Origin of the sequence: Viridibacillus arvi (genome assembly GCF_001274945.1) — a bacterium.
Lineage (GTDB): Bacteria > Bacillota > Bacilli > Bacillales_A > Planococcaceae > Viridibacillus > Viridibacillus arvi.
This window is the reverse complement of sequence record NZ_LILB01000001.1, coordinates 1,180,570-1,204,559: the sequence shown is the minus strand read 5'-3', so window position 1 is coordinate 1,204,559 and position 23,990 is coordinate 1,180,570. Positions and strand designations below refer to the sequence as shown.

Genomic DNA, 23,990 nt, shown 5'->3' with positions numbered 1-23,990 from the left:
ATTAAAAGGGGAGGGATATAATGAATTTTTATTTGCCTATATTAATTACAATGGGATTTATTTATCTACAAGCGATGGTAAGTCAAAAAAATCTTTTGTGGGCTAGTTTTTCTATAGCATTACTATATTTGATTTTTGTGTTTAAAGTAGCACCGCACTATGATTGGGGAGTTATTTTAGTATTGTGTTGCTTAAACTTTTGGATATTGTTTATAGTATCTTGGGCAACGCGGCCAAAGTATTAAAACAGAGATGTTGTTCTATGAAGAATAGAAATACCAATTCAAGCAGATATACATGATATCTGGGAGTTTACAAAAAGATAGTGTGATGAGAATTCAATAAATTCTGTACTATGAATAAGAAGGTTCTGTAATAAGCAGGAAGAACCTTGCTACGAAAAGAGTAGCAAGAATCTTACCTTTTATCTTAAAAAACATTTACTATATAATCTCTGTTGGATATATGGACTTCTAGTTAGAAAGTTTACTAAATCGTATATATCCTAAGAGAGTCATCAAGCATCCAATACCAAGTAATACAAACATGCCATTTTGCAAATCAATAGCTGGATTAAAGGCCAACGTTGCCGTTTCTCCATTCAATATTTTATGAATATCCACATATGTGAAAGGGTTATAAGCTGCTGGATACTTCAACCCCAAAAAAGTAATGATACCAACAAGGATTGCCGTTACAATCGGATTCCTTACAAATAGTGATAGAACATAATAAAACGAATACAAAAAAATGACCAAGACAATAGACAGTAATAAAGCTTGCAATAAATAACTGCTTAAGTGAATAAAGTGAAACTGATCTTTTAAAGGATCTAATATATTATACTCACTATTATACGGATTCGGTTCAGAACCTTCGTAAATAAGTACAGGATATTTGAAGCTACCTAAACCTTTAGTAAATAAACTACAAAGTAAGGGAACAAGTAGCATGAAAACAACAAATCCTAATGTATAAATAAAACCACTAAGATATTTTGCGATGAATAGCTTCTTTTTTTGAATGGGAAGTACAAAGTAAAAGTTTAATCCTTTTTTCTTGTTACTAGTATCTGATGAAATATTATTAGCAAAAATAAAACACCCTATAATAATGAAGATAGGTATATAAAGTTGTTGGATCAATTGATATATATAAGATAAGCCGGTTGTAGCGTAACGTTTGGTTTCTTGTTCCCATGTTTCCTTGACTGTCCCTGTAAATTCGTCGTAAATTGTCGGTAAGTATGGGGTATAGATACTATTTTGGATGAAAGGTGTAACATCATTTTTTTCTATTAACAATACTTCTTCTAATGTTGCCCGGCTAGTAAAATTATTAATATTCTGATCCGAACCCTCGTATCCACGGGATTGATCATTGAAATTATCTAGCCAATCGTGCAGATCTGGTATTTGTTCTTTATAAATCTTATGCCAATTTTCATTAATATAATTTTCTTTCCTTGTTATATATTTTGAATTACTTTTTTGAATCCTTTTTATTTCAGCGGTTAAAGACTTTACTTTCTTACGATTTCCGTCTTTCTCAGCTTCTTCTTTCTCAACTTTTGTATCATTTACCCATTTTTGATATGTTTCAATTATGTAATCTAAGCGCGCTATATTCCCTTGATGATTACTTTTGGCTATTGAATAGTTAAAAAAGTATAAACCTATGACTGCGGCAATTGTTAAAAAAAATGCAGCCCAAGTCGTTTTCTTTTTCAAGACTTTTTTACCTTCGAAAAGAAAGAGTCTCCTCATATTAAATTCCTCTCTTTCTATTACTAAGTATTGTTAAAAGGAGTAATAAAATCATGAAACCTATAAGTACAATAGCTCCAAATGGATAGTAGTCAGGAGTATTTAATACCGCTAAATCGATATTTTGGTAGGGAAAAGGATTCCAAATAGAATTAAAACCACTATTTGTCACAAGTAAGCCTCCACAAAAAATTATTAAAATGACTAAACTATTAACAATCGAATTTCTTATGAAAAAGCTAAGGAATAAGATAGTAGCTATTGAAAATCCAATGAAACTTATACTATAAATAATGGCTTGTATTATATACTCTCCAGAATCTAAAAAGTTTTCTTCCTTAGTAAAGAGAGGGTAAGTGAAAATTTCACCGACATTTATTCCAAATAATGTTGGAAGAGCATAAGAAATTAACAAGATTGTTGATAACCAAACCAATCCGACAATCAGTAAGCTGAAAAACTTGATTCCAATTAATTTATTTCTTGCAATAGGCAATGAATAGACCAATTGCATATTATGATCTTCAAACTCTTTAGTAATTAAGGTTGCTAATACAAGTAAGACAATCATTATACCAGCGGTGTTAAACAGTAATGAGATAATTTTTTTCATAAATACTGTTGTTTGAATCGAGTAATCTAAATCTTCTTTTGGTAAGCCACGCTTCAGTAGTTCTTCATTTTGCTTTATTGCTTTTTGCATATCATTATCATTTAATAAAAAACTGCCTTCTAATTCTTTAAAATGTATGGCTGATTGATACACTTCAATTTCAGATTTTAATTCTTTTTTCCATTTCTTATCCTCAATTGCTTTAATAAGCTTTTCTAGTTGGTCGAATAATAGCCCTCCAACTTCAAATCTAGCTTCAATTTCGGCATTTGGACCTTTTTTTAATGCTTCTCTATCGGTTTGGTATTGACCAATAACATTCGATCTATATTTAGTAAACTTTTCGATTTTTTTAGTTTGCAATGCATCCTGCTGAATTACATTACGCATAAATAGGCCGCTTATAAATAGTACAGTTAATAGAAGTAGTATAGGAACACCTTTCGTACGAATCATCTTTTTTAGTTCGAATAATATGAGTTTCATATTCATTTACCTCACACTTCAAAGATTTCTTCATATCGTTTTTCCGAACCGACTATCTCTTTTTGAACATCTAAAATAACAATTTCATCTTCTTTTAATAAGTCTAATAAATGTTGTAATAAATGGCTTCCAAGCTTTACTTTAAATCCGTGTTCAGTTTGTCCAATTTGATAAGCCTCTGCAGTTAGTAGTTTAACTGCCCTTACCAAATCAGAAACAATAAAATGATAATAGATCGTTTCGTGTTGGCTCATATCTTCTTCTATTATTTGTCCTTCTTTTAAGAACAATATTTGCTTTGTCACACGGTCAATCTCGGATAAGTTGTGAGAAGATAGGATGATTGTTGTCCCTTGGTTAGCAAGTTCAAGCAAAATTTTACGCATTAAAATAGCGCTGGAAGGGTCTAATCCATTTAATGGTTCATCAAGAAATAATAACTTTGGTTGATTTATGATGGCCATTGCCAAAAGAAGATGCTGTTTCATTCCTAATGAATAGTTTCCTACTGTTTTCTTTAGATAATTTTCCATTCCAACATATTTAGCTACTTCTTGAATACGTTTTATTAATTTTTTGTACATCACATATGTATTTAAGATGATCGTAGCCATTCAAATAATCAAAGAGCACCGTATTATCTTGTAAGAAAGCGACTTCTTTGAAGACAGAAGTATCAGTATTTGGCTTACCCACCAATGTCACTTTTCCTGAAGTAGCGGGAATTAGATTCGTAACTGTATTTAGAAAAGTAGTTTTTCCCGTACCATTTGGACCTACTAAAGCCCAAATACCGGGTGAATTAATAGTGAGATTTATGTTATCAAGTACTTTTTGTTTTTTATAGCTCATGGAAAGATTGTTAATGGAAAGAATCGTCATTGAAAGGCCTCCTTTTACTAAAAATACTAAGGTATATATTTCCTTTTGTAAATAATAATGTAAAAAAGAAACTTTAATACTATGAAAACAGCTAGTTAATATGAGTGGAGTTTAAAGAGTATAGCTAACTTATTTTAGTCCGGTACCAATCTCAATTGAAAAGTCAGTGATATGATGAAAAGTCCAGAAGTCCATAAACAATAGAAATAACAATTTTCTATTTGTGTTAGTTAACGGAAATTTGTATAATAAAGCCAGATCTTACACTGAAGGGACTGGACTATGCGCAGATATCAATAACTTTAACCCAAAAACTAAAACATAATGGAGGGAAAAGTATTGATTACAGAACTACACACAAAAAGGTTATTATTAAGGAAAATGAAGGTATCGGATTCTCCTAGTTTATTTAGGATTTGGTCTGACCCAGATGTTACTAAATTCATGAATATCAGCAATTTTACTGATGAAAACCAGGCAAAAGATATGATAGAATTATTAGATGAATTGGCTCAAGAGAACAAAGCTATGCGTTACTCGATCATTGAGTTGGAATCGAATGAAATTATCGGGTCATGTGGTTTTAATTCCATAGATTTTGAAAATGCCAAAGTGGAAATCGGTTATGATCTTGCTAAATCATTTTGGGGTAAGGGATATGCTACTGAAGCAATCAGTGTTTTGTTAGATTATGCATTTACGTTTTTAGAGTTAAATAGAATCGAAGCAAAAGTTGAACCTGAAAATATAAATTCCATAAAGCTTTTGCAAAAGTTAAACTTTGCATTCGAAGGAACACTAAGACAAGCTGAAAAATCTAATGGAAAATTTATTGACCTTAATTTATATTCTAAATTGAAGACAGATTGAGTTGATTTCAATAGCCTATACTTTTAAAAGTATAGGTTATTTTTTTATACCTATTTATTACATGCCTTTTTTGTTAACATTAACCTAATTACCAAAAATGGAGGTAAATTAAAGATTTTATTTACCTGTAATTATTACTATGGTATTTTTTTGTCTACAAACAACGGTAAGCCAAAAGGTATTTTGTGAGCTAATTTTTCTGTAGCATATACTATATATGACTTTGGTGCTTAAGATAGCTCTGACGTATGATTGGGCAGTTATATAAGGGGTGTGTTGCATATGCTTATGGTTGATGTTTATAGCAGCTTGGTCAACACGCCAAAGTATTAAAGTAGAGGTGTTATAGAATGAAGAATAAACCAATTTATGTAGAAATACCTATTCAAGCAGATATTGATGATGTCTGGGAGTTTACACAAAAACCTGAACTCCATGAACAATGGGATTTACGCTTTTCTTCCATTACATATTTACCGAAAGTAAAAGAAAAAGATCCGCAATCTTTTCTGTATGAAACGAAAATCGGGCTCGGCTTAAAGGTAGCGGGTTGGGGTAAAAGTAATGGTATACATAACAAGAATGATGGCACTAGAACCTCCTCACTTCATTTTGGGACTGACCAGAAGATTTCGCCAATTAGTGAAGGTAAAGGCTATTGGAAATATGTACCGACAGAAAAGGGACTGACATTTTTAACGCAATATGATTATAAAGTACGTTATGGAATGCTAGGAGGGCTACTAGATCGATTTTTCCGTCCGGTTATGGGCTGGGCAACAGCTCTTAGTTTTGATGTTCTGAAGCGTTGGGTTGAAAAGGGAGAAGTCCCAAGAACACAATATTTACGTTTTTTTGGAAGCTATGTTATTACTCTTTTGTTTATTTTCGTTTGGATGTATCAAGGGCTTATACCGAAACTGGTTGCTAAGCATCCTGAGGAGGTGGCTATGTTATCAAGTTTAACTGCAATAGAAGGAACAGCTGCTATAAAAGCAGTAAGCATAATCGGTATACTTGAGATTTTATTTGCACTTGTCTGGCTACTATATCGCAACAAAATGCGATTATTTGCATTACAAATTATAGTGTTCCCGATGTTAACAATTAGTGCTTTACTGGCAGATCCTGCAATCGCAACACATCCATTCAATCCGGTTACATTTAATATGAGCTTATGGGTTATATCTATTATAGGTTTCTACATGTCAAAAGATTTGCCAACTGCGTCTAGTTGTATTCGTAAAAGAGAGAGGGGTTAGAATGACAATTTACCAAAACCTTTTGGGGGAAGAATTCCACAAACTCCATCCTAAATTACAAGCGCGTTATGCACTACCAATAGATGTACCATTTTTCGCGATCGGTATGATGTCAAAAATAGAAACGGGCGCTAGATGGTTAACTCCATTCTTAAAGTTTGCGAGTAATTGGAAATTTTTATTCCCTGAAAATGGTCAAGACGTGCCATTTACGATTAAAAATACATGTAAATTATTACCGAATGGTGAAGTTGAAGTATATTGGGAACGTACCTTCTATTTTAAAGAGAGGACAAGATGTTTTAATGCATGTATGTCAATTGATACTAAGCGAAAAGTTGTAAAAGATTATTTAGGTGAACCTAGTCTTTTATATTCAGATTTAACATTTGATGTGACAAAAGAAGGGAGATTACTTATTCGATCAGGTTTTCAGAGCGTAGTTATAGGGGAATTTGAAGTGCCTATTCCACGAGTATTAGAAGGTCGTGTCATAGTGGAAGAAGGTTATGATGAAGTACGTGAATTATTTTCGATCCATGTGTTTATTCATAACCCAATTATAGGAAAGGTGATGGCTTACGCAGGTGAATTCAAGGAACAATCTTTTTAGTTCAATAACGATAATAGGTCTCATTCTTTTTATCGCAAGTAGTCTGTTCACAAAGCAACAGCCTTTCTTTCTAATGTTAACAGCAGCACAGTTAATATTTGTGCCTGTAATACTTCAACTAATCATAAAAATAAAAAGGTTACATCGCTTTATCATTTTCACAGGAATGGTTTCTATATTTATTTTACATATTATTTCATCTAGTACCTGGTCAGTAATACTTGCATTAGTTTACGTCGCATTTACTTTATTTGTAGCAGTACTAGGAGCGAAGCGATTCTTGCGACGAGGTTTTGTGAACTGGGCAGAAATTTCAATTGATATTGGCATGATGTATTTATTTGTCGGGGGACTTTGGTTCTTTTCCTATATAGCAGGAGTAAATACAGGGTTTAGTCCACTGATAACTTGGTTGACGGGCATTCATTTTCATTATTCAGCGTTTTTATTGTGTATTTCTCTTGGCCTTTTTGGCAGATTGCATGATTCAAAGTTGTATAGATGGATTGTCCCAATGATTTTGTCAGGACCTATTCTTGTTGCAATAGGTATTACATTCTGGCCAATACTCGAAGTGATTTCGGTTTTAATGTATATTTTCGCTATTTATAGTCTTGTTGTACTGGCATTTCAAACCCACTTTATAACACGTATACAAGCTGTATGTATCCGTCTTTCTTTTAGTGCTCTAGCTGTGACGATTATTTTTCCATTCCTTTATGCATTAGGAAATACCTTTGGTGAATGGATAATTCGTATTGACATTATGCTTGCTTTTCACGGTTTTTTTAACTGCATTATCTTCGGCCTACTCGGTGTAGTTGGATGGGCGATGTCTCCACCAAAAACGAAACAGCTTTCATGGGATTTTCCAATAAGCCAAGTTCGTGGAAAATTGATAGTAACCGATGACTCAAATCATCCAGGCCTTGTGGATGATTTGAGTGCTTTTGTTGATACAAAAGCATTGCCAAAAACAATTATAGAATTTTATGAGCAAACGGATCGATATCAACTAGTTGCTTCTATTAAATGGGCGACTTGGTTTAAACCATTTGCTATGTGCTATAAATCAATTAGCAAACAAATGCAACAATTAAACTTACCGATTTCAAGTAAAGAAACCGAAATGACGGGGGAAATAAAGAAAATTGATACGAGAGTGGATGGTAGAGTTAAACCACGTGCTTGGATTCGGAAAGTGGGGGAGCAAACCGCTTTTGTGGCCATCTATTCTCAGCATAATACTGCAGGCAGAACATATATGAATATTGCATTGCCTTTACCGTATTCCTCCATGATCGGTATTTTACAACTTGAGGAAATAGAAGGGCGACTAATATTAACAAGTGAAGGTAGTGGGGATGAAGGAATTTATTTAGCAGCAGGAAAATTCCTATTCAAGCTGCCATTTTCCGAGCATTTTACAATTATAGAAACGCATAAAGGCCATCTAACAGCACTTCATAAGATGAAGATTTTTGGTATTCCTTTTTTACGAATTGATTATAGAATTATTGAAAGGTAAAGAGTGGGAATGGAACTGAAGATGTAGGTTAAGCGAAGTTTTTTAATTTAATAAAACACTAGGGTAATTTTGTTTTCACCTCACCACCAACATCTAAATAATTTCATAATGAGGTTGCTAATTATGGCCGTTTTTTACTATTAATTGATTAACCATCTTGCTAATTCAATGCTATATGATATTAAAAATTACTTGAAAGAAATTAGCGAAAAAATGTACTTGGGCCTATACCTTTAGAAGAAATCATATCCGAGCATATAATAATAAAAGAAGTTCAAAAAAAATATAGATGAAAACAAAAGAAATGGTATTATAAGTAATAAATAGATAATAAGTCCGGTTGGTAGTTATAACAGTAATATTTGAATACACTTTATGATTAGTTGGGGGAGTATTGATGAAGTTTGCGAATAAAAAACAAGTTCAACGGCTTTATCGAGAACAAATCCGCAATAAAAAAGACCAGGATTATAATTTTCTTGAAACAATCATTTTAATTGTAATTGTAGCCTTCTTCATCTACTTTAACTTTTGATTCGATAGTTCTCGGACGTTCGTTGATAGTTCTTAATGGAAATGATAGATTTGTACACCTGAATAAAGTAGTTTCATGAATTGATTAACAGGAAGTATTACAATAGATAAAAGAATGCAATAAAATTAAAACGTCCACTCAGTTCACTATTGAACTGGAATGGACGTTTTTTATAATGCTTACATACTTAATCCTAAGTTATTCATTTTCGACGCTTTGATGCGTATCAACTACTGATAAAGACAAGTGCTTTTTCTTTATCAACAGAATGAGAAATGCCAACAATAAAACAATTGAAGAAACCATATATACAGCAATTATATTAATACGTTCTCCTATGACACCCATGATCAGAGTGGAGATACCAAAAGTAGCCATAGTTATAGAACTTTGAGCAGCATATACTTTTGCTAGAAGTTTTTCTTTGACCCTACCTTGAATGAGTGTGTGAATGGCGATCATACTTAATTCGTAGAATAATCCATAAATACAACTCACCAAAAGAGCGAGTAATGGGGAACTATTGATCCCAAAAAGAAAAGTCATTAAAAAAACAACAAAGCTACATATCAATATGACAAAATGGATGTGCCGGTCAACTAAATCAGATTTCGTATACCCAATCAAACCACCAAAAAATAAGCCTAAAAAGAAAGCAGCATTAATGTAACCCCACCACTCAGTACCTTCATGCAGTCGTAACTCTATAAATGGGTAAATGATAGAAGATACCCAAACAGGGCCAGCAATGGAGCCTAAAAACAGAGTGATTTGAAGTATACGCAACTTATTATCTACTAATATTAATTTCCATCCTTCTAAAAAGGAATGCAGATTACTTTCTTTTTTAGTTGATTGTGTAGCATGTTTTTTCTCGTCGATTTTAATAAATGACAATAAGAAAGTGGACAATACATACAAGATAAACGTTAAAATCAGCAATCCATTTGAATGTAAAAGCACTGCCAAAATCCCACCAACTGCCCATCCGCCCATATTAATGAACTGATAAACAGACGACATGAGGCTATTCGCTTTTAACAAGTAAGTCTCTTCAATAAGCTCAGGAATAATCGCACTACTAGTGGGATGGGCGAAGCCATCCAAAAAATTAGTACAAAAAATCAGTAAATAAATGATCACAAACGTATCAATTGATAGGAATAGTGATACATACAGTGATAATAAAAGTAATAGACAGGTCTTCAATAATTGAGAATTTAATAAAATTGACCTTAATTTATATCGATCAATTAAAAGTGGAGCGACTAATCCACCCAAAAATCCGCCAGATAAATTAATGACGGGAACTAAAGAAACATAAAACAAAGAATCTGTCACACTAAAAACAGTTGTGATGAGAGCCACAATGTAAAAAGTATCTCCTGCATTGGCTAAAGACTCTCCTGCCAGCAATGCACGGAATGATTTATTTTTCAACACAAACAACCCCTCTTATTTAATTGTTCAAGAGAAAGTTGTTATCTACATTGGGTTCACTCCTTAACTGGTTTTAGAATTTTTTGTTGAAATCGATCATCGAATCCAAATTAGCAGAGGGGTGTTTGCTAATAATGGAAATATTTATAATAAATGATAACATAAAGAAATGGTGATAAGCTGAATTTTTTAGAAAATATTCAATAAAAAATGACTGCCTAAATTTACAGTCATTACATAAACTTGGTGTTTAAAACCATCATCAGCATTCGGATATGTCTATAATTTCATCCATAATACTTCCTTGTTTAACATATTTAATAATTTTATTTGCTTCCATTTCAACTCTTTTTCTGCCATATGGGTTTTCAAACCAGTTATTAGCCTTTGTAGTATTGTCATCTACCGAACACATTGAATATTGTATCCATTCCGGCATGAAGGTTTTAAGGTTTAAAAGTGTTCGTCTCATGTGATATCTAGTAGTAACAACTAATATTCTCTTAATGTTATGTAATTCAAATGCCCGATCTAGTATAAGTAGTGAAGCAAGGACATTTTCTTTCGTATGAAGTGATAGGTCTTCTGTTAAAATAACCTCTTCTGGGATGCCCAATTCGATAGCCCTTTGTTTTAATAATTGTGCCTCATTTAAGTTTGTGTTTTCCCAAATAACTCCACCAGAAAATAATATTTTCTTTGCTCTACCTTCGTTATATAGTTGTATTGCTTTTGGTAAGCGATATGTTACAGCTTTACTACTACCCGGAACAAAAATCACATCTCCCTACTCATTATCATCTTCTAGATTTTTGAACAGAAAATCTGTGAGTTGAGAGTCTGATAGTTTATCAGGTTGCAACTGAGAAATATGTATTTTCATAAATCACCTCGAACGTTTATTAACCAATCCACAGCAATTTTTGCTATTTAGTTTGGCCCTGTACTTGCTAAATTTACTGAACGACAATACACCTACATGAATAACTATTACGCTATACTTTATCTGTGGCTATAAATATAGTATAGCTAATCTGCATATAATTTCACTAGTATTAACAATTTTTGTAACTGATTATAATGTATTTGAAAATTTATAAAAATCTTATAATTAATTTAAATTTTCAACCATGTATGGGAGAATAGATATAACATTATTACCAAAATAAGGGGTGTTGTAAATGCCTAAGCCAATAACATTAAGAATTGCGACGAATAAAGATCTTGCAGCATTACATAAAATCCAAGTAGCCGCTTTTATGCCTCTATTAATAAAATACAATGATTTAGAAACAAACCCGGCGAATGAACCAATCGAAAAGTTAGCAAATAGAATAGCTGAAACGTATTCAGATTATTATGTAATTTGCTATGGTCAAAATATGGCTGGAGGGATTAGGGTTGTTACAAGAGAAAATAATCGAGCAAGAATAAGTCCTATATATATTCATCCGGTTTTTCAAGGTAAAGGAATCGCTCAAGAAGTTTTTAAACAAATAGAACATAAATACAATAAAACACGACAATGGGAACTTGATACGATAAAACAAGAGAAGCGGAATTGCTATTTTTATGAAAAACTAGGTTACAGTAAGACTGGATTAGAAGTAGAAATCAACAGCGAGATGACGTTAATACGTTATTTGAAAAGGACGGAAAAAAGCAAGGATAGTAAAAGAGAAGTTTAAATACAATAACTAATGAAGGAAAGTTATTATATTTATGTGTAATTTTGGACAGCCGCAATTTTTCAGCTTTAAGAGGAGTGTAGAATATTTAACTTCCATTTCTTTAAATACTCACATTATTGCATAATAATTCATTATATATTAATATAAATATAAATAAATGCATAATGAAGGGGGTTATAAGTTGGTTACGCTATTTTTAACGAATATATTACTAGGGCTTTCCATTGCACTACCAGTTGGAACAATTACTATAGAGATGACGAAGCAGGGACTTAAAAACGGCTTTATGCATGGTTGGGTTGTTGGACTAGGTGGAATGACAGTAGATTTAGTACTTATTTTATTATTATATTTTGGATTAGCTTCAGTACTAGCTGTACCTATTATTCAAACTTTCTTGTGGTTGCTCGGTGCATTATTCTTATTGTATGTAGGCTACGATAGTATAAAAAACGCAGGTCATGGTATTTCGCTTTCAGGAGAAAAATCGACGAAATCTCTTAAATCATCGTATTTTAATGGCTTACTTGTAGCGGTTTCACCAGGGAACTTGGTATTTTGGGTTAGTATTTTTGGGCCGATTTTGATTAATTCATTTGATGCATCAAACACGATTAACTTTTTAGTAATAGGAGCGGGCATATTAATCGGGATATTGATACATGATATTGGTTTAATGACAATAATTGCTGGTACGAGGAAGGTATTAAACACTAGGTATATTCAATGGGCTTCTGTTCTTGCAGGGGTAATACTAATTGGCTTTAGTGTCTATTTCTTTATGGAATTTTATAGGAGTGTAGGAACACTAAGAAGTTAATACAAGGCTAGTAGTTATACATAGACCGAACCTTTTTACTAATATGTCTATAAGGTAATTGTAAGAGACTTGACTTCAGTCAAGTCTCTTTAATTATTTTTTAAATTTCTAATAATTGTTCTATATGATCCAACTTACCGATATAAACATAAATTACTAATGGTAATAGGATTATTAGGAGTATGGAAGTTATATAAAATGCGTTTTTGTCTTTTAAGTGTAGTTGATTTACTAAATTAATTAACAATGAAGATCCACTAAAAATGATTACTAACCACATAGTAAGTAATTGTTTGACATCATTTTTTATTAAGAAAATTATTATTTGGTTTTCTTCTGAAATCTCAAAAGTATATTTCTCTTTTTTGGAAAAATTCTTTTTTATAACTGTTACTTCTTCTGAATTCTCCTTTATTGAATAACCCCCAGGATAAATATTAAAAGAGTAAGCTAGAATTCCAGTTATTAAACAGAATAAGGCCATAAAAATAGAAAAAAGCCCAAGTTTCTTCCTAGGTATATTTTCCTCTAACAAAAAAACCCTCCTTTTTCTAAAATGGTATATCCATTATAATACTAAATTTCTAATTAAGGTAAAATTATTGTTTTTAATGCATACAGTTAAAAAAATAATGTAAATAAGATTGATGTTAGATGAGTTTTTCATCTTTTATTCTTTTAAATGAATTAGAAATATTTAGTTTTAATTAAACGGATTTATATAGTAGTGAGTCTAACATTTAGAGGGGAGGGTGAATGATGGATCATGAAATGATAAAAAAGGCAGTTGAAGGGAATGACGAAGCCTTTCTACAAGTAATGCAAGGTCACCGGGATGTTTTGTGTAAAACTGCCTTCCTCCTTTAGAATCTCAGAAGAGACATTCCACTGCAAGCTTACCCTGATTATTTAGACGGTAGTGCTAAAATAGAACTTTTTAAATAATGTGTGTTATGCAGAAGTTAACAAAAAAAGAAGGGATCTCTCTAAATTGGAGAGGTCCCTTCCTTTGTTACATGTAGTATTAGCATACGTCTAAAATAATGTTTTGGTTTTATGAAATATCAAGTAGGCTATATAACGATGGACTTTAAACATCTTTTACCTCCGACTTATTATTCTGATTCTCGTTCTGAGCGTACTTCTAAATTGAACATTGTATCTGCTAGTATTAATACGGCTGTAATCCGTAAAAGTAAAGAGAGGTATTCTTTTTAGATAGAAAAAGGTAATTGCTGTGTAAGGATATAGATTAAAAGGGGCCAAAAACATCCTTTTACTTTGTTTTTACACGACCATTCCAAGAGAAATTTGTCACGATGCGAAGTAATAACTCTAATGGGCCACGTTTGAATTTTTTCAAATACATAGTACTGATGAAGCATTGAATTGCAAAGATAACGACACCAATTAAAATACTATTAAATGTACCGAAGTTACCGAATAAACCAAGTCCGTAGCCGTAGAAAATAGTCGTACAAATAACAGATTGCATAATATAGTTTGTAAGAGATAGCTTTCCAACGCTCTCAAATGCTCGGAATGGTAAAGCTTGTGAATGGCTAGAAAATAGATATGCAAAAGCTGCCATATAGCCTAATGCTAGAATTGGTCCCCCGCTCATTACTCCAATGGAAGCCCAATCACTTTTCTCTGCTAAATGCCCGATGATCTTTAAAATAAGACCGAGTGGAATGAAAATTAACATATATTTAAAGTATGAATTTCGTTCTTCCTTAGGTTTTGCGAAAATGTTTAATTTTGCTGCAGCCATACCAAACAAAAATAATGGAGCTATTACAAATGGAAGTAAAAGTATGATGAAAAATGAAGGAATTGTATCCTCATCAAACATGGCAGTCAAAGGATCTTCACCGTTATTACGGTGATCTTTGATTTCTGAATATGTCCCATTTTTATATATGTCAGTAGTCTTTTCTACGTAGCTTGCAGTTATAGTTTTTTCTTTTTCAGTTTCTTCATATTTTCCGTAGCCTGTTACAGTGATTAATAACAATAATACAATACCCCAAATAATGAGTGTTTTTGGTTTACGATTGATAAAGAAAAATAAAAAGAAGCCAATACCACCGTAAAAAGTGAGGATATCACCTTCCCAAATATATGTACTATGTAGTAAACCTAAAGTTAATAGCATTAAAAAACGTCTAACTAAAAACCAACGAGACTTTCTTCCTTTTTCTCTTATAGATTCAACTAATTTAATAAGTGAATAGCCAAATAAAAAAGTAAAGATGGGCATAAATGTACCTTCTACAAACACTTGAATAAATTTATAAGAACCGAAATTGAAATCGGATAAATTATAAAATGAAATAAGGTCCTTTCCAAACATGCCATATTGAAAAATAAGCAAATTGGCAAGTAAAATACCAAATAAACTAAATCCTCTTAAACTATCTACTAATCGAACACGCTGTCGTTCCAAAAAAAAATTCCTCCTTAAATACTCTCTATTTGTTAGTATAGATAGAGATTCTTATGCTGAACTGAAATAAATCTTAAAATCACCTTAAATTGGAGAGTGCATTGAAAATGGATGCTAAAATATTGGTCGTAGATGATGAACAAGCAATTGCAGACATGGTAGATATTATATTACGAAAAGAAGGTTTTTCATATGTGGATATTTGTGGAAGTGTGGATGAAGCCACTAAACAAATTGAAAAAGTAAAATACGATTTTTTTATTTTAGATATTATGTTGCCAGATGGTACTGGGCTTGAACTTGCTGAGAAAATACGTCCTACTCATAATGCACCAATTTTCTTTTTAACGGCAAAAGTTTCAGATGCTGATATACTACGGGGGTTTATGTCTGGTGCAGATGATTATATTACAAAACCATTTAATCCATTAGAATTAGCAGCTCGTGTGAAAGTACATAGTAAGCGATATAGTGCATTAAGAAAAGTAACAATTCCAGAAGATACATTTGATTATGGACGCTTTCAGCTAAATATTTCAGCTGCCGAGTTAATAATTGACGGGGAAAAAACAATTTTATCTGGTAAGCTCTTTCATTTATTACAATTATTTTGCGAGCATCCTGGACAAGTTCTGTCAAAGGAACAAATTTACGAACAAGTATGGGGTGATGATTATTATGTTGATGATAATACCATCATGGTCCATATTCGAAAGTTGCGTGAAAAAATAGAAGTAGACCCAGGTCGCCCTGCACTTATAACAACAGTAAGAGGAGTTGGCTACAAATTAGTTAAGGGGGAGTAAGAAATGCGTTTATCGAGTAAGATGACTTTAAGATTTATTAGCTACTTTGCGGTATTTTATATTATTTTACTCCTGTCTGTTATGTCTTTAATCTTTTATGCAGTGTATGAAAATGAAAAGGCATCGAGTTATGTAAACTTAATGACGATGGATAAAATGGATGTTGAAATGGATATAGAAGAGAAGAATGGCTCTTTCAAACTAACTCAGAAGTTGATTAATTCAGCAGAAAAAAGTGGAGGAGTTATCCATTTGCTTGATGAGAATGGACAATTACTTGCCAGTTCAGAAAAACAAGCCAGATCCTACACCATGAAGGAATTGGCAAAAATAGAGAAGCATGAAGAAGGACATATTTGGCGGATCAAAAATGATCAATACCTTGTTTTTATACAGAATAATACAGCCGAAAATTTACTAGAGGTTATTTCAGAACAGGGTATTCAACATATATCTAGTACAATAAAGCAACATCTCAGTAAATCGGATGCGATAGTAGAACAATATAGTGCAAATGGCCAACGACAGAAGATTCTATTTGGCAAAGAAACAAAAGAACTTGAACCAATCAAGATTTTGATGGGGAGTGGGAATTTAACAGAGACGAAAGAGCTTGTTGCTTCAGAAATATTAAAGGACGGCTCATTACTTGTCGTCCGTATGAAAAATCCTCACTATAATCCAAGTGAACCTATTTTTATGAATGGTTTAAAAAAGGCATTAATTGTGATTGCGATTTTCCATGTGTATCTGTTAATTCTTATCGTTATTTTCTCAGCTTTTATAGGCAATCGTTTTGGAAGACCTGTTTTACATTTTCTAAAGAGAATTGAAAAATTAGCAGGACAAGACTTTGGCTTTGTAAACGATCATAAGCTAAGGCGTAAAAGAAACGGACGCTTCAAGAGAAAATACCGTATTTTTGATGAAGTAGATCAATCACTAACTCAATTGTCTACTAAATTAGCTGATAATGAATGCAAAATACAGCAGAGTGAAAAGTTACGTGAAGAATGGATAACAGGTCTTTCTCATGATTTGAAAACACCACTTAGCTCTATTTATGGCTATTCTAAAATGTTATCTTCTATGGATCATGAATGGTCACAAGAAGATGTACGGAAATTTGCTGTAACGATGCAGGAAAAAGCTGAATATATGGATGCACTAATTGAAGATTTAACATATACATATCAACTAAGAAACAATGCGATTGTTATTTCTATGGAAGAAGTAAATTTGAATGCATTTATAAATGAGTATGTAAAAAACACTACTTCTGAAAATGTTAAGATGGAGCAGATGAATAGCGAAATACATATATTAGCTGATTCAATTTTACTAAAGCGTATTCTCGATAATATTGTAGGAAATGCGGAAAAACATACTTCAGAAGGTACATCAATTTATTTGCAAATAACTGAGTTAGATAATAAGGTACAATTTCAAATTCGAGATGAAGGACAAGGCATTCCTAAAGATGAATTAGATAATCTGTTCAATCGTTATTATCGAGGAACAAATACGACTTCAGAGGCTTCAGGGACAGGACTTGGACTTGCTATTACAAAGCAACTTGTAGAAGCAATGGACGGAGAAATTAGTGTACAGTCCAATTCATCTGGTACAGTAGTGATCGTTGTTTTTCCTAAGTTAATGGAGTAGGGGATTATAGTGATTAAGTTGAAATTTCAAGAAACCTTCTTCATTTAATTCGAACTCACCGTACAATGACAAATAACATGTATAGTGGCTTCATACAAACTACAAATGATATAAATATGCTTTGTGGCATTATTTATATCATTTTTTCTTTTAATTAAGGTTGTCATATGCGTCATTAGAATGGTTTTATAACTTTAATCCTTCTCCAGTTCGTATCATTTGCACATCCAAATAGATTTACCCTTGACTGGTCGCAATAATTGGTTCATTTTTTGCCTTGAGTAATGTAATATCACTGACAATCACTTGCCGAGTTACATTTGTCATTTCTCCTAGTGCTCTTCCCGTCAATGGTTCGGTGGATGAGAGTAATGTGTCAACAATAAATTGACGGCGTTCCTTGCCGAGCATTTTTTCGCTTGCCTTCATCTTCATTCCTCCTAATGCAGTTAGTTTTCTTTAATGGGTGTCCGTATTTTGTTTGCAATTTCTATGAGCCGATCAGCTAATTCATTAACGCTATCTAAAGTTGTATCTCGTCCAAAAGAGATACGGATAAATTCACTCGCTTGTTGTGAAGGTACTTGTAGAGCCATCATAGCTTTTGATGCATGTTGTTGACCGACTTGGCACGCACTACCAGTTGAAATGGCAAAACCGAGTCGATTCAATTCGAGCATGATTAGTTGGCCCTCAACATTTCTTACTCCAAGCCCAATAATGTTTTGAAATTGTAAATTACTATTAGGTGACTGATAAATAGTAAATAGTTCATGATGCTTTTGTATTTTGTTTAGAAATGCATCTCGAAATGATTTCCCTTGATGGTCCATTTTGATTGCACAGTCAGCAGCAGTGGTAAATGCCGCGATGCCAGGGACATTAACTGTACCACCTCTAAAGCCTGATTCATGTACGAGGCCAGGAAAAACGGGAACAAGTCGATGACGAGGTTGAATATATGCCGCGCCAACACCTTTAGGGCCATACACTTTATGACTTGAAATTGTTAAGCTGTCGACAATAGACGCAATCGATTTTAAATCTATTTTTCCGAATGACTGAACACAATCACTATGTAGTAGAATGGAGCGCTCTTTTAAAATTTCAGCAATCTTATTTAGCGGCTGTATCGTTCCAATCTCTGGATTAACATGTTGGATACTTACTAGAACGGTTTCGCTAGTTAAAGCATTTTCAAACAATTCTAGGTTCACAATACCTTCCTCAGTAAAGGGGATTGTCGTTACGTTGAATCCATCTTTTTTTAAATACTCCAAGGCAGAATCGATAGATGGGTGTTCTCCCATAGTTGTAATGATATGATTCCCTTTATGCCGATTCGCTTTCGCTAGTGAAATGATAGAAAGTAAATTACTTTCTGTACCCCCAGAGGTGAAATAAAGTCCTGCAGTATCAACGTCAAGCATCTTTGCAAGTTCCTCACGACAAAAAGTCAGCGTATTTACTGCTTCAGTTCCCACTTCATGTAAGCTACTCGTATTGCCATAGCATAACTGCGAAAGTTCACTGTATACATGTGCCGCGCTCGGATGTAATGGCGTTGTTGCCGCATAATCAAAATAATGCAAAGTTCTTTCCCTCCAGTTACATAATAATTTCATCTTGCCATAGTTCCTCTTTTATGTAAAGATAGGTGACAAGACACCTATCAAGATACAAAAAGATTTGGAGAGGATACTAGTGAAGATGTATAACTGCATCATTGTCGGTAGCGGAATCGCTGCCATGCAACTAGCCAATCATCTAAACGATCAATTTTGTATACTCGTTATAACAAAATCCACAAAACGAGCCAATAATTCATATCGAGCACAAGGTGGTATCGCATCGGCTGTAGGCAAAGAGGATAAACCAGCATTTCACTATCAAGATACGATTAAAGCTGGATGCGACTTTCATAATGAAAAGGAAGTACTTAATCTAGTTGAAAACGGCCCAAAACTTATAGAACAATTGAAAAAAAGTGGACTTGATTTTGATAAAGATAACGATGGTCAATTAGATTTAGGAATGGAAGGCGCTCATGGACAGAAAAGGATTGTCCACTGTGGCGGTGATGCAACTGGGAAATACATAATGGAACATCTTAATTCAACACTAAGGCACGATATTGATATTTTAGAAAATCGGTTTGTATATGAACTGATTATTCATCCTACTACGAAAAAGTGTATCGGTATTAAAGCGAAGGACAAGAATGGTCAAAATGAATCTTATTTTGGTCATCAAGTGATTTTAGCTATGGGAGGCATTGGCGGATTGTTTTCTATTACATCAAACGATCCTTCAGTAGCTGGTGATGGAATTGCTTTAGCTTATCGAGCAGGTGCAGAAATTGTAGATATGGAATTCATTCAATTTCATCCGACACTTCTCTATTTAAAAGGGAAAACAGCGGGTTTGATTTCTGAAGCAGTCAGGGGAGAGGGGGCCCATCTGATAGATGAATCAGGGAAGTCGATAATGTCCGGTAAACATCCAATGGAAGACTTAGCTCCGAGACATATCGTTGCAAAAGAACTATATCAACAGCGATTGGCTAAAAAAGAAGTTTATTTGGATATATCGATGATCGACCGATTCGAAGAGCAATTTCCAACAATTACGGCAATGTGTCAGACAAATGGAGTGTCACTAAAAGAAAAGAAAATACCGGTTGCGCCGGGATGCCATTTTTTGATGGGAGGAATTGCTGTTAATTCGGTAGGGAAAACGTCTATTGATGGTTTGTATGCAATTGGTGAAACAGCTTCTACAGGTGTCCATGGCGCCAACCGACTTGCAAGTAATTCCTTGTTAGAAGGACTTCATTATGGCCAAAGATTAGCTAATCATTTAAATGAACAGTTGATTCAAGAAGAAGTGGTAATCCCATATAATGACCTGACGAAAGATATGACGGTTAATTTACCACCGTTACCCGACAAAGAAGAACTGCGTGCAAAAATGATGGCATATGCAGGGATAATTCGGACCAGTTCAGAACTTAAAACCCTTCAGGATTGGTTAAGTGAATATGATGAATGGATTTTAAATGACATGTCATTGGATGAGTATAGTACCGAAACTTTACAACGATTGTTTATGCTGCAAGTTGCGAAACTGATAACAACTTCTGCACAGCTAAGGGAAGAAAGTAGAGGAGCTCACAATCGAGAAGATTACCCTACTGAGGATGAACGATGGAGACAAATCCATATTGTCCAATCAAAAAAAGGAATCGAAATGAGGGAACGACAACATGAATACCATCAAGTTGAAATCAATGCTTGAGCAATTTTATATAGAGGATATAGGGGATAGTGATCTATCTAGTGAATTCTTATTCCCTGAAACGATGATTGGAGAATTGGATATCGTTGCAAAAATGGACGGTATTTTTTGCGGGAAAAAGGTGATTGAAGAGGGATTACATGTTGTGGACCAAAGCTCGACAGTAAATTGTTACGTAGAAGACGGTCATTCAATTGAAAAAGGAACTGTCATTGCAACAGCAAAAGGTCCTATACATAGCTTGCTTAAAAGTGAACGAGTCATTTTAAATTTAATTCAGAGAATGAGTGCCATTGCGACTGAAACAAATCGAGTAGTGGAGAAAGTTAGAGGAACAGGAACGAAAATTTGTGATACGAGGAAAACAATGCCGGGCTTACGAATGTTGGATAAATACGCTGTTCGTACAGGCGGTGGTTTTAATCATCGTAATGGATTGTATGATGCAGTTATGTTAAAAGATAATCACATTGCCTTTGCCGGCTCAATTACGAAAGCAGTTGAAACGGTAAAAGCTTCACTTGGACATACGGTCAAAATTGAAGTCGAAATTGAAACGTTCGAGCAATTACAAGAAGCAGTTGGGGCGAAGGTAGACATTATTATGTTCGACAATTGCACACCTGAAATCATTGCAGAATGGAGACAAATTGTACCTGACACAATTATTACAGAAGCATCTGGGATGATTACAAACGATACTATCAGAGCATATGCGGAATCGGGTGTAGATTATATTTCATTAGGTTATTTAACACATTCTGTAAAGGCGCTAGATATTAGCGCAAACATTAAGAACAGCACTAAATAATGGGGGAATCGACGTGTCCATCATGCACTATTTTGAAGAGAAAAAAAGTGGAACATTACCGGAAACATACCGAAATTTAACGAGTGAGGAAATGGAAGCGCGTATAATAGCAATCAAACTACAGCTCGGGGAGAAACTTTTCATCCCAGGACATCATTATCAAAAAGACGAAGTCATTCAGTTTGCAAATGTAACGGGAGACTCCCTGCAACTTGCACAACTTTGTGCAGCCAATAAACAAGCGGAGCATATCGTTTTTTGTGGTGTGCATTTCATGGCAGAAACGGCTGATATATTAACGAACGACCATCAGAAAGTTTACTTACCTGACATGCGTGCAGGCTGTTCGATGGCCGACATGGCGAACATTTTCCAGACGGATCGTGCATGGGACGCACTTACAGAGATGTTCGGTGACACAATCGCACCACTAACATATGTCAACTCAACTGCAGCTATTAAAGCATTTGTTGGGAAAAATGGTGGAGCAACAGTGACATCATCAAATGCTCATTCAATGGTGAAATGGGCATTTACACAAAAAGAACGTATTTTGTTTTTACCAGATCAACATCTCGGTAGAAACACAGCGTACGATATCGGTATTCCACTTGAGCAAATGGCTGTTTGGAATCCGATAAACGATAAGCTAGAGTACGAAGGAGAAATTGAGGACATCAAAGTGATTTTATGGAAAGGGCATTGTTCCGTTCATGAGAAATTCACCGTCCAAAATATTGCTGATCTTCGTGAAAGCGATCCAGAAATACGCATCATCGTTCATCCCGAATGTTCAAGAGAAGTCGTTGAACTTGCGGATGACAACGGTTCTACGAAATATATTATCGACGCGATCGAGAATGCAGCGCCAGGTAGTAAATGGGCAATCGGAACGGAAATGAACTTAGTTAATCGTTTAATCCAAAACCATCCTAACAAACAAATCGTTTCACTTAATCCAAGCATGTGTCCTTGTTTGACTATGAATCGTATTGATCTACCACACTTGCTTTGGAGCTTGGATAGCATTGTTAATAATGAAGATATTAATGTTATTCAGGTTGATGAAGAAACGACGAAAGACGCAATCAAAGCGCTTGAAAGGATGTTGGCAAGAGCGTAAGAAAATATAATTACTAAAAAATACGGTGGCTCATTGAAAATATAATGAGCCACCGTATTTTTGTTTTGTATAGATAGTTCTCATTACACCATCAATTCCTGTATACAATTTAATTGAAGGCGATTATCGTCATTTAGCTATGTATTTCTATGATAAGGACAAGCACTCATACATAAACTACTATATATTGCAAAAGCTCGTACTCATTTTTTGCTAATTAAAATTGAGGTTACTCCATTTAATTGCATTATTAACTTCAATATTTTATTAAAGAAGGAGGTCGTTTTTATTCAAAGTAAGAATGAAAATAAGTTGAAAATTGAGTTCACAACCAATGGAAAGAAAAAAAGAAAGTCCATGAAATTTTACATAAGCGGAACAGTTCTAGCAGGTGTATTGCTATTTGGTTCAGCATCTATTTCACCAACTATAAATAATGTTTTTGCCAAGACACCTTTCTTAAATTTAATATATGAACCTACCCTTTTAAATAAAGATATTGTCAAAATAATAACAGAAAGATTAATTTCTAAAAATTATCCGTTTGAAAATGTTTCGATAGTTGCGCCTAAGAAAAACATTGTTATTAATATAGATAAATCAGAACAAAATCCTTTAAAAGTGGAAAAAGCGATAGAAAAGGAAGTTAATTCACTGTTAAACTCATTTGATCTTACAGATTATAAATTAGAAATTGTTCAAGATCTTCAAAATGTATCTCTAAATACAATGATTTATCAAGAAACCAATTTGATGGCAAAACAATTACAAAATAATATAAAGAACGACACAAGGTTACAAGATTATAAGCTAATATCGGTATCTGTTAATAATAATGATGTTCAGAATATGATTATATTGGTTGCATCAGATAAGGAAACAAGAACTGGTGTAATACAAAAAATAGTACAAAGTATTGTAAAGGAAAATAATTTTGAGCCCTACTTGATTAAAACATATTCAATAGATGCTCAAGAAGAAGAAATAGCCCTGAAATGGCAAGCTATAATAAATAAAATAAACACTGAATTCATTGGAAAAGACGAAATGAAAATAAAAGATATTCGTTATTCTTTATTTGAACCACCATCATCTTTTCTTATAAATACGTCTATAAATCCTACAGATGCGACTGCTATAGAAGAAGCTCAAAAAATTGAGAAGTCTATTAGAATGTTTATAACAACTCACGGAGATGCTAGCTCGATAAATCAAGAACCATACAACATTGTTATTTATGGCAGTGATAATAAGGAAATTAATATAGCCACTCAAAATTAAAATACCAGCCATCTATATTACTTACGATCGCGTAAAAATATGAATGGCTGGC

The 23,990-nt window shown here is 33.6% G+C and carries 24 protein-coding genes and 1 pseudogene; 15 read left to right on the top strand and 10 right to left on the bottom strand.

The window, feature by feature from the left end:
- The first annotated feature begins 20 nt into the window (after window positions 1–20).
- Window positions 21–245, top strand: coding sequence for a hypothetical protein (locus AMD00_RS05670; protein WP_053416082.1), 225 nt, complete (start codon window positions 21–23; stop codon window positions 243–245).
- Window positions 246–473: 228 nt separating this feature from the next.
- On the opposite strand, the gene AMD00_RS05665 is transcribed toward AMD00_RS05670, so the two are convergent.
- Genes AMD00_RS05665 through AMD00_RS23910 form a run of 4 tightly spaced genes read right to left on the bottom strand, consistent with a single transcriptional unit; the run spans window position 474 to window position 3,747 of the window.
- Window positions 474–1,730 (bottom strand): ABC-2 transporter permease, encoded by a 1,257-nt coding sequence (locus AMD00_RS05665; RefSeq protein ID WP_245639447.1) that lies wholly within the window; start codon window positions 1,728–1,730, stop codon window positions 474–476.
- A 37-nt stretch (window positions 1,731–1,767) separates the two neighbouring features.
- Window positions 1,768–2,835 carry an ABC transporter permease gene (locus AMD00_RS05660; protein ID WP_211258616.1) on the bottom strand — a complete coding sequence of 356 codons (1,068 nt, stop codon included), beginning with the start codon at window positions 2,833–2,835 and terminating at the stop codon, window positions 1,768–1,770.
- A 41-nt stretch (window positions 2,836–2,876) separates the two neighbouring features.
- Window positions 2,877–3,398, bottom strand: coding sequence for an AAA family ATPase (locus AMD00_RS23915; protein ID WP_281173037.1), 522 nt, complete (start codon window positions 3,396–3,398; stop codon window positions 2,877–2,879).
- Window positions 3,399–3,408: 10 nt separating this feature from the next.
- Window positions 3,409–3,747: an ATP-binding cassette domain-containing protein gene (locus AMD00_RS23910; protein WP_281173036.1), complete on the bottom strand. Its 339-nt coding sequence runs from the start codon at window positions 3,745–3,747 to the stop codon at window positions 3,409–3,411.
- Between the two features lie 339 nt (window positions 3,748–4,086).
- On the opposite strand from AMD00_RS23910, the gene AMD00_RS05650 reads away from it, so the two are divergent.
- The 5 genes from AMD00_RS05650 to AMD00_RS23480 all read left to right on the top strand — a co-directional run bounded on the left by AMD00_RS05650 (window position 4,087) and on the right by AMD00_RS23480 (window position 8,555).
- Window positions 4,087–4,617: a GNAT family N-acetyltransferase gene (locus tag AMD00_RS05650; RefSeq protein ID WP_053416079.1), complete on the top strand. Its 531-nt coding sequence runs from the start codon at window positions 4,087–4,089 to the stop codon at window positions 4,615–4,617.
- A gap of 350 nt (window positions 4,618–4,967) precedes the next feature.
- Window positions 4,968–5,879, top strand: a complete 912-nt coding sequence (locus AMD00_RS05645; protein WP_053416078.1) for a DoxX-like family protein — start codon at window positions 4,968–4,970, stop codon at window positions 5,877–5,879.
- Between the two features lies 1 nt (window position 5,880).
- Window positions 5,881–6,492, top strand: a complete 612-nt coding sequence (locus tag AMD00_RS05640) for a DUF4166 domain-containing protein (RefSeq protein WP_053416077.1) — start codon at window positions 5,881–5,883, stop codon at window positions 6,490–6,492.
- On the top strand, window positions 6,467–8,020 hold the full coding sequence (locus AMD00_RS05635) for a YndJ family protein (protein WP_053416076.1): 1,554 nt from the start codon (window positions 6,467–6,469) through the stop codon (window positions 8,018–8,020). Before AMD00_RS05640 ends, AMD00_RS05635 begins: the two co-directional genes overlap by 26 nt.
- A gap of 397 nt (window positions 8,021–8,417) precedes the next feature.
- A complete protein-coding gene (locus tag AMD00_RS23480; protein WP_169786321.1) occupies window positions 8,418–8,555 on the top strand; it encodes a hypothetical protein in 138 nt (45 codons plus the stop codon).
- A 198-nt stretch (window positions 8,556–8,753) separates the two neighbouring features.
- On the opposite strand, the gene AMD00_RS05630 is transcribed toward AMD00_RS23480, so the two are convergent.
- A complete protein-coding gene (locus AMD00_RS05630) occupies window positions 8,754–9,995 on the bottom strand; it encodes an MFS transporter (RefSeq protein WP_169786320.1) in 1,242 nt (413 codons plus the stop codon).
- 262 nt (window positions 9,996–10,257) lie between these two features.
- Window positions 10,258–10,776, bottom strand: coding sequence for a YdcF family protein (locus tag AMD00_RS05625; protein ID WP_245639446.1), 519 nt, complete (start codon window positions 10,774–10,776; stop codon window positions 10,258–10,260).
- A gap of 400 nt (window positions 10,777–11,176) precedes the next feature.
- On the opposite strand from AMD00_RS05625, the gene AMD00_RS05620 reads away from it, so the two are divergent.
- Complete coding sequence (locus AMD00_RS05620) at window positions 11,177–11,683, top strand: GNAT family N-acetyltransferase (RefSeq protein WP_053416074.1); 507 nt, start codon at window positions 11,177–11,179, stop codon at window positions 11,681–11,683.
- Between the two features lie 184 nt (window positions 11,684–11,867).
- Complete coding sequence (locus AMD00_RS05615) at window positions 11,868–12,506, top strand: LysE family transporter (protein WP_245639445.1); 639 nt, start codon at window positions 11,868–11,870, stop codon at window positions 12,504–12,506.
- 100 nt (window positions 12,507–12,606) lie between these two features.
- On the opposite strand, the gene AMD00_RS05610 is transcribed toward AMD00_RS05615, so the two are convergent.
- The gene (locus AMD00_RS05610) at window positions 12,607–13,041 is read right to left on the bottom strand and encodes a hypothetical protein (protein WP_053416072.1); all 435 of its coding nucleotides are present in this window, start codon (window positions 13,039–13,041) and stop codon (window positions 12,607–12,609) included.
- 521 nt (window positions 13,042–13,562) lie between these two features.
- Here AMD00_RS05610 and AMD00_RS23685 point away from each other — a divergent pair.
- The gene (locus AMD00_RS23685) at window positions 13,563–13,724 is read left to right on the top strand and encodes a hypothetical protein (RefSeq protein ID WP_211258615.1); all 162 of its coding nucleotides are present in this window, start codon (window positions 13,563–13,565) and stop codon (window positions 13,722–13,724) included.
- A gap of 58 nt (window positions 13,725–13,782) precedes the next feature.
- On the opposite strand, the gene AMD00_RS05605 is transcribed toward AMD00_RS23685, so the two are convergent.
- A complete protein-coding gene (locus tag AMD00_RS05605; RefSeq protein ID WP_053416071.1) occupies window positions 13,783–14,955 on the bottom strand; it encodes a DUF418 domain-containing protein in 1,173 nt (390 codons plus the stop codon).
- A 107-nt stretch (window positions 14,956–15,062) separates the two neighbouring features.
- Between AMD00_RS05605 and AMD00_RS05600 the strand changes: the two genes are divergently transcribed.
- Together AMD00_RS05600 and AMD00_RS05595 are read left to right on the top strand one after the other, a co-directional pair.
- Complete coding sequence (locus AMD00_RS05600; RefSeq protein ID WP_053416070.1) at window positions 15,063–15,761, top strand: response regulator transcription factor; 699 nt, start codon at window positions 15,063–15,065, stop codon at window positions 15,759–15,761.
- 3 nt (window positions 15,762–15,764) lie between these two features.
- On the top strand, window positions 15,765–17,426 hold the full coding sequence (locus AMD00_RS05595) for a sensor histidine kinase (protein WP_053416069.1): 1,662 nt from the start codon (window positions 15,765–15,767) through the stop codon (window positions 17,424–17,426).
- Between the two features lie 240 nt (window positions 17,427–17,666).
- On the opposite strand, the pseudogene AMD00_RS05590 reads toward AMD00_RS05595, so the two are convergent.
- Window positions 17,667–17,855, bottom strand: a pseudogene (locus AMD00_RS05590) (HTH domain-containing protein); the annotation flags it as partial.
- Window positions 17,856–17,875: 20 nt separating this feature from the next.
- The gene (locus AMD00_RS05585; protein WP_083446125.1) at window positions 17,876–19,018 is read right to left on the bottom strand and encodes an IscS subfamily cysteine desulfurase; all 1,143 of its coding nucleotides are present in this window, start codon (window positions 19,016–19,018) and stop codon (window positions 17,876–17,878) included.
- A gap of 118 nt (window positions 19,019–19,136) precedes the next feature.
- On the opposite strand from AMD00_RS05585, the gene nadB reads away from it, so the two are divergent.
- The 4 genes from nadB (at window position 19,137) to AMD00_RS05565 (ending at window position 23,938) form a co-directional block, all read left to right on the top strand.
- The gene (nadB, locus tag AMD00_RS05580) at window positions 19,137–20,723 is read left to right on the top strand and encodes an L-aspartate oxidase (protein ID WP_053416066.1); all 1,587 of its coding nucleotides are present in this window, start codon (window positions 19,137–19,139) and stop codon (window positions 20,721–20,723) included.
- Complete coding sequence (nadC, locus tag AMD00_RS05575) at window positions 20,692–21,534, top strand: carboxylating nicotinate-nucleotide diphosphorylase (RefSeq protein WP_053416065.1); 843 nt, start codon at window positions 20,692–20,694, stop codon at window positions 21,532–21,534. Before nadB ends, nadC begins: the two co-directional genes overlap by 32 nt.
- A 22-nt stretch (window positions 21,535–21,556) precedes the next feature.
- Entirely contained in the window at window positions 21,557–22,657 is a 1,101-nt protein-coding gene (nadA, locus tag AMD00_RS05570; RefSeq protein ID WP_053416796.1) for a quinolinate synthase NadA, read from the top strand.
- A 312-nt stretch (window positions 22,658–22,969) separates the two neighbouring features.
- On the top strand, window positions 22,970–23,938 hold the full coding sequence (locus AMD00_RS05565) for a DUF4030 domain-containing protein (RefSeq protein WP_053416064.1): 969 nt from the start codon (window positions 22,970–22,972) through the stop codon (window positions 23,936–23,938).
- Window positions 23,939–23,990 lie beyond the last annotated feature (52 nt).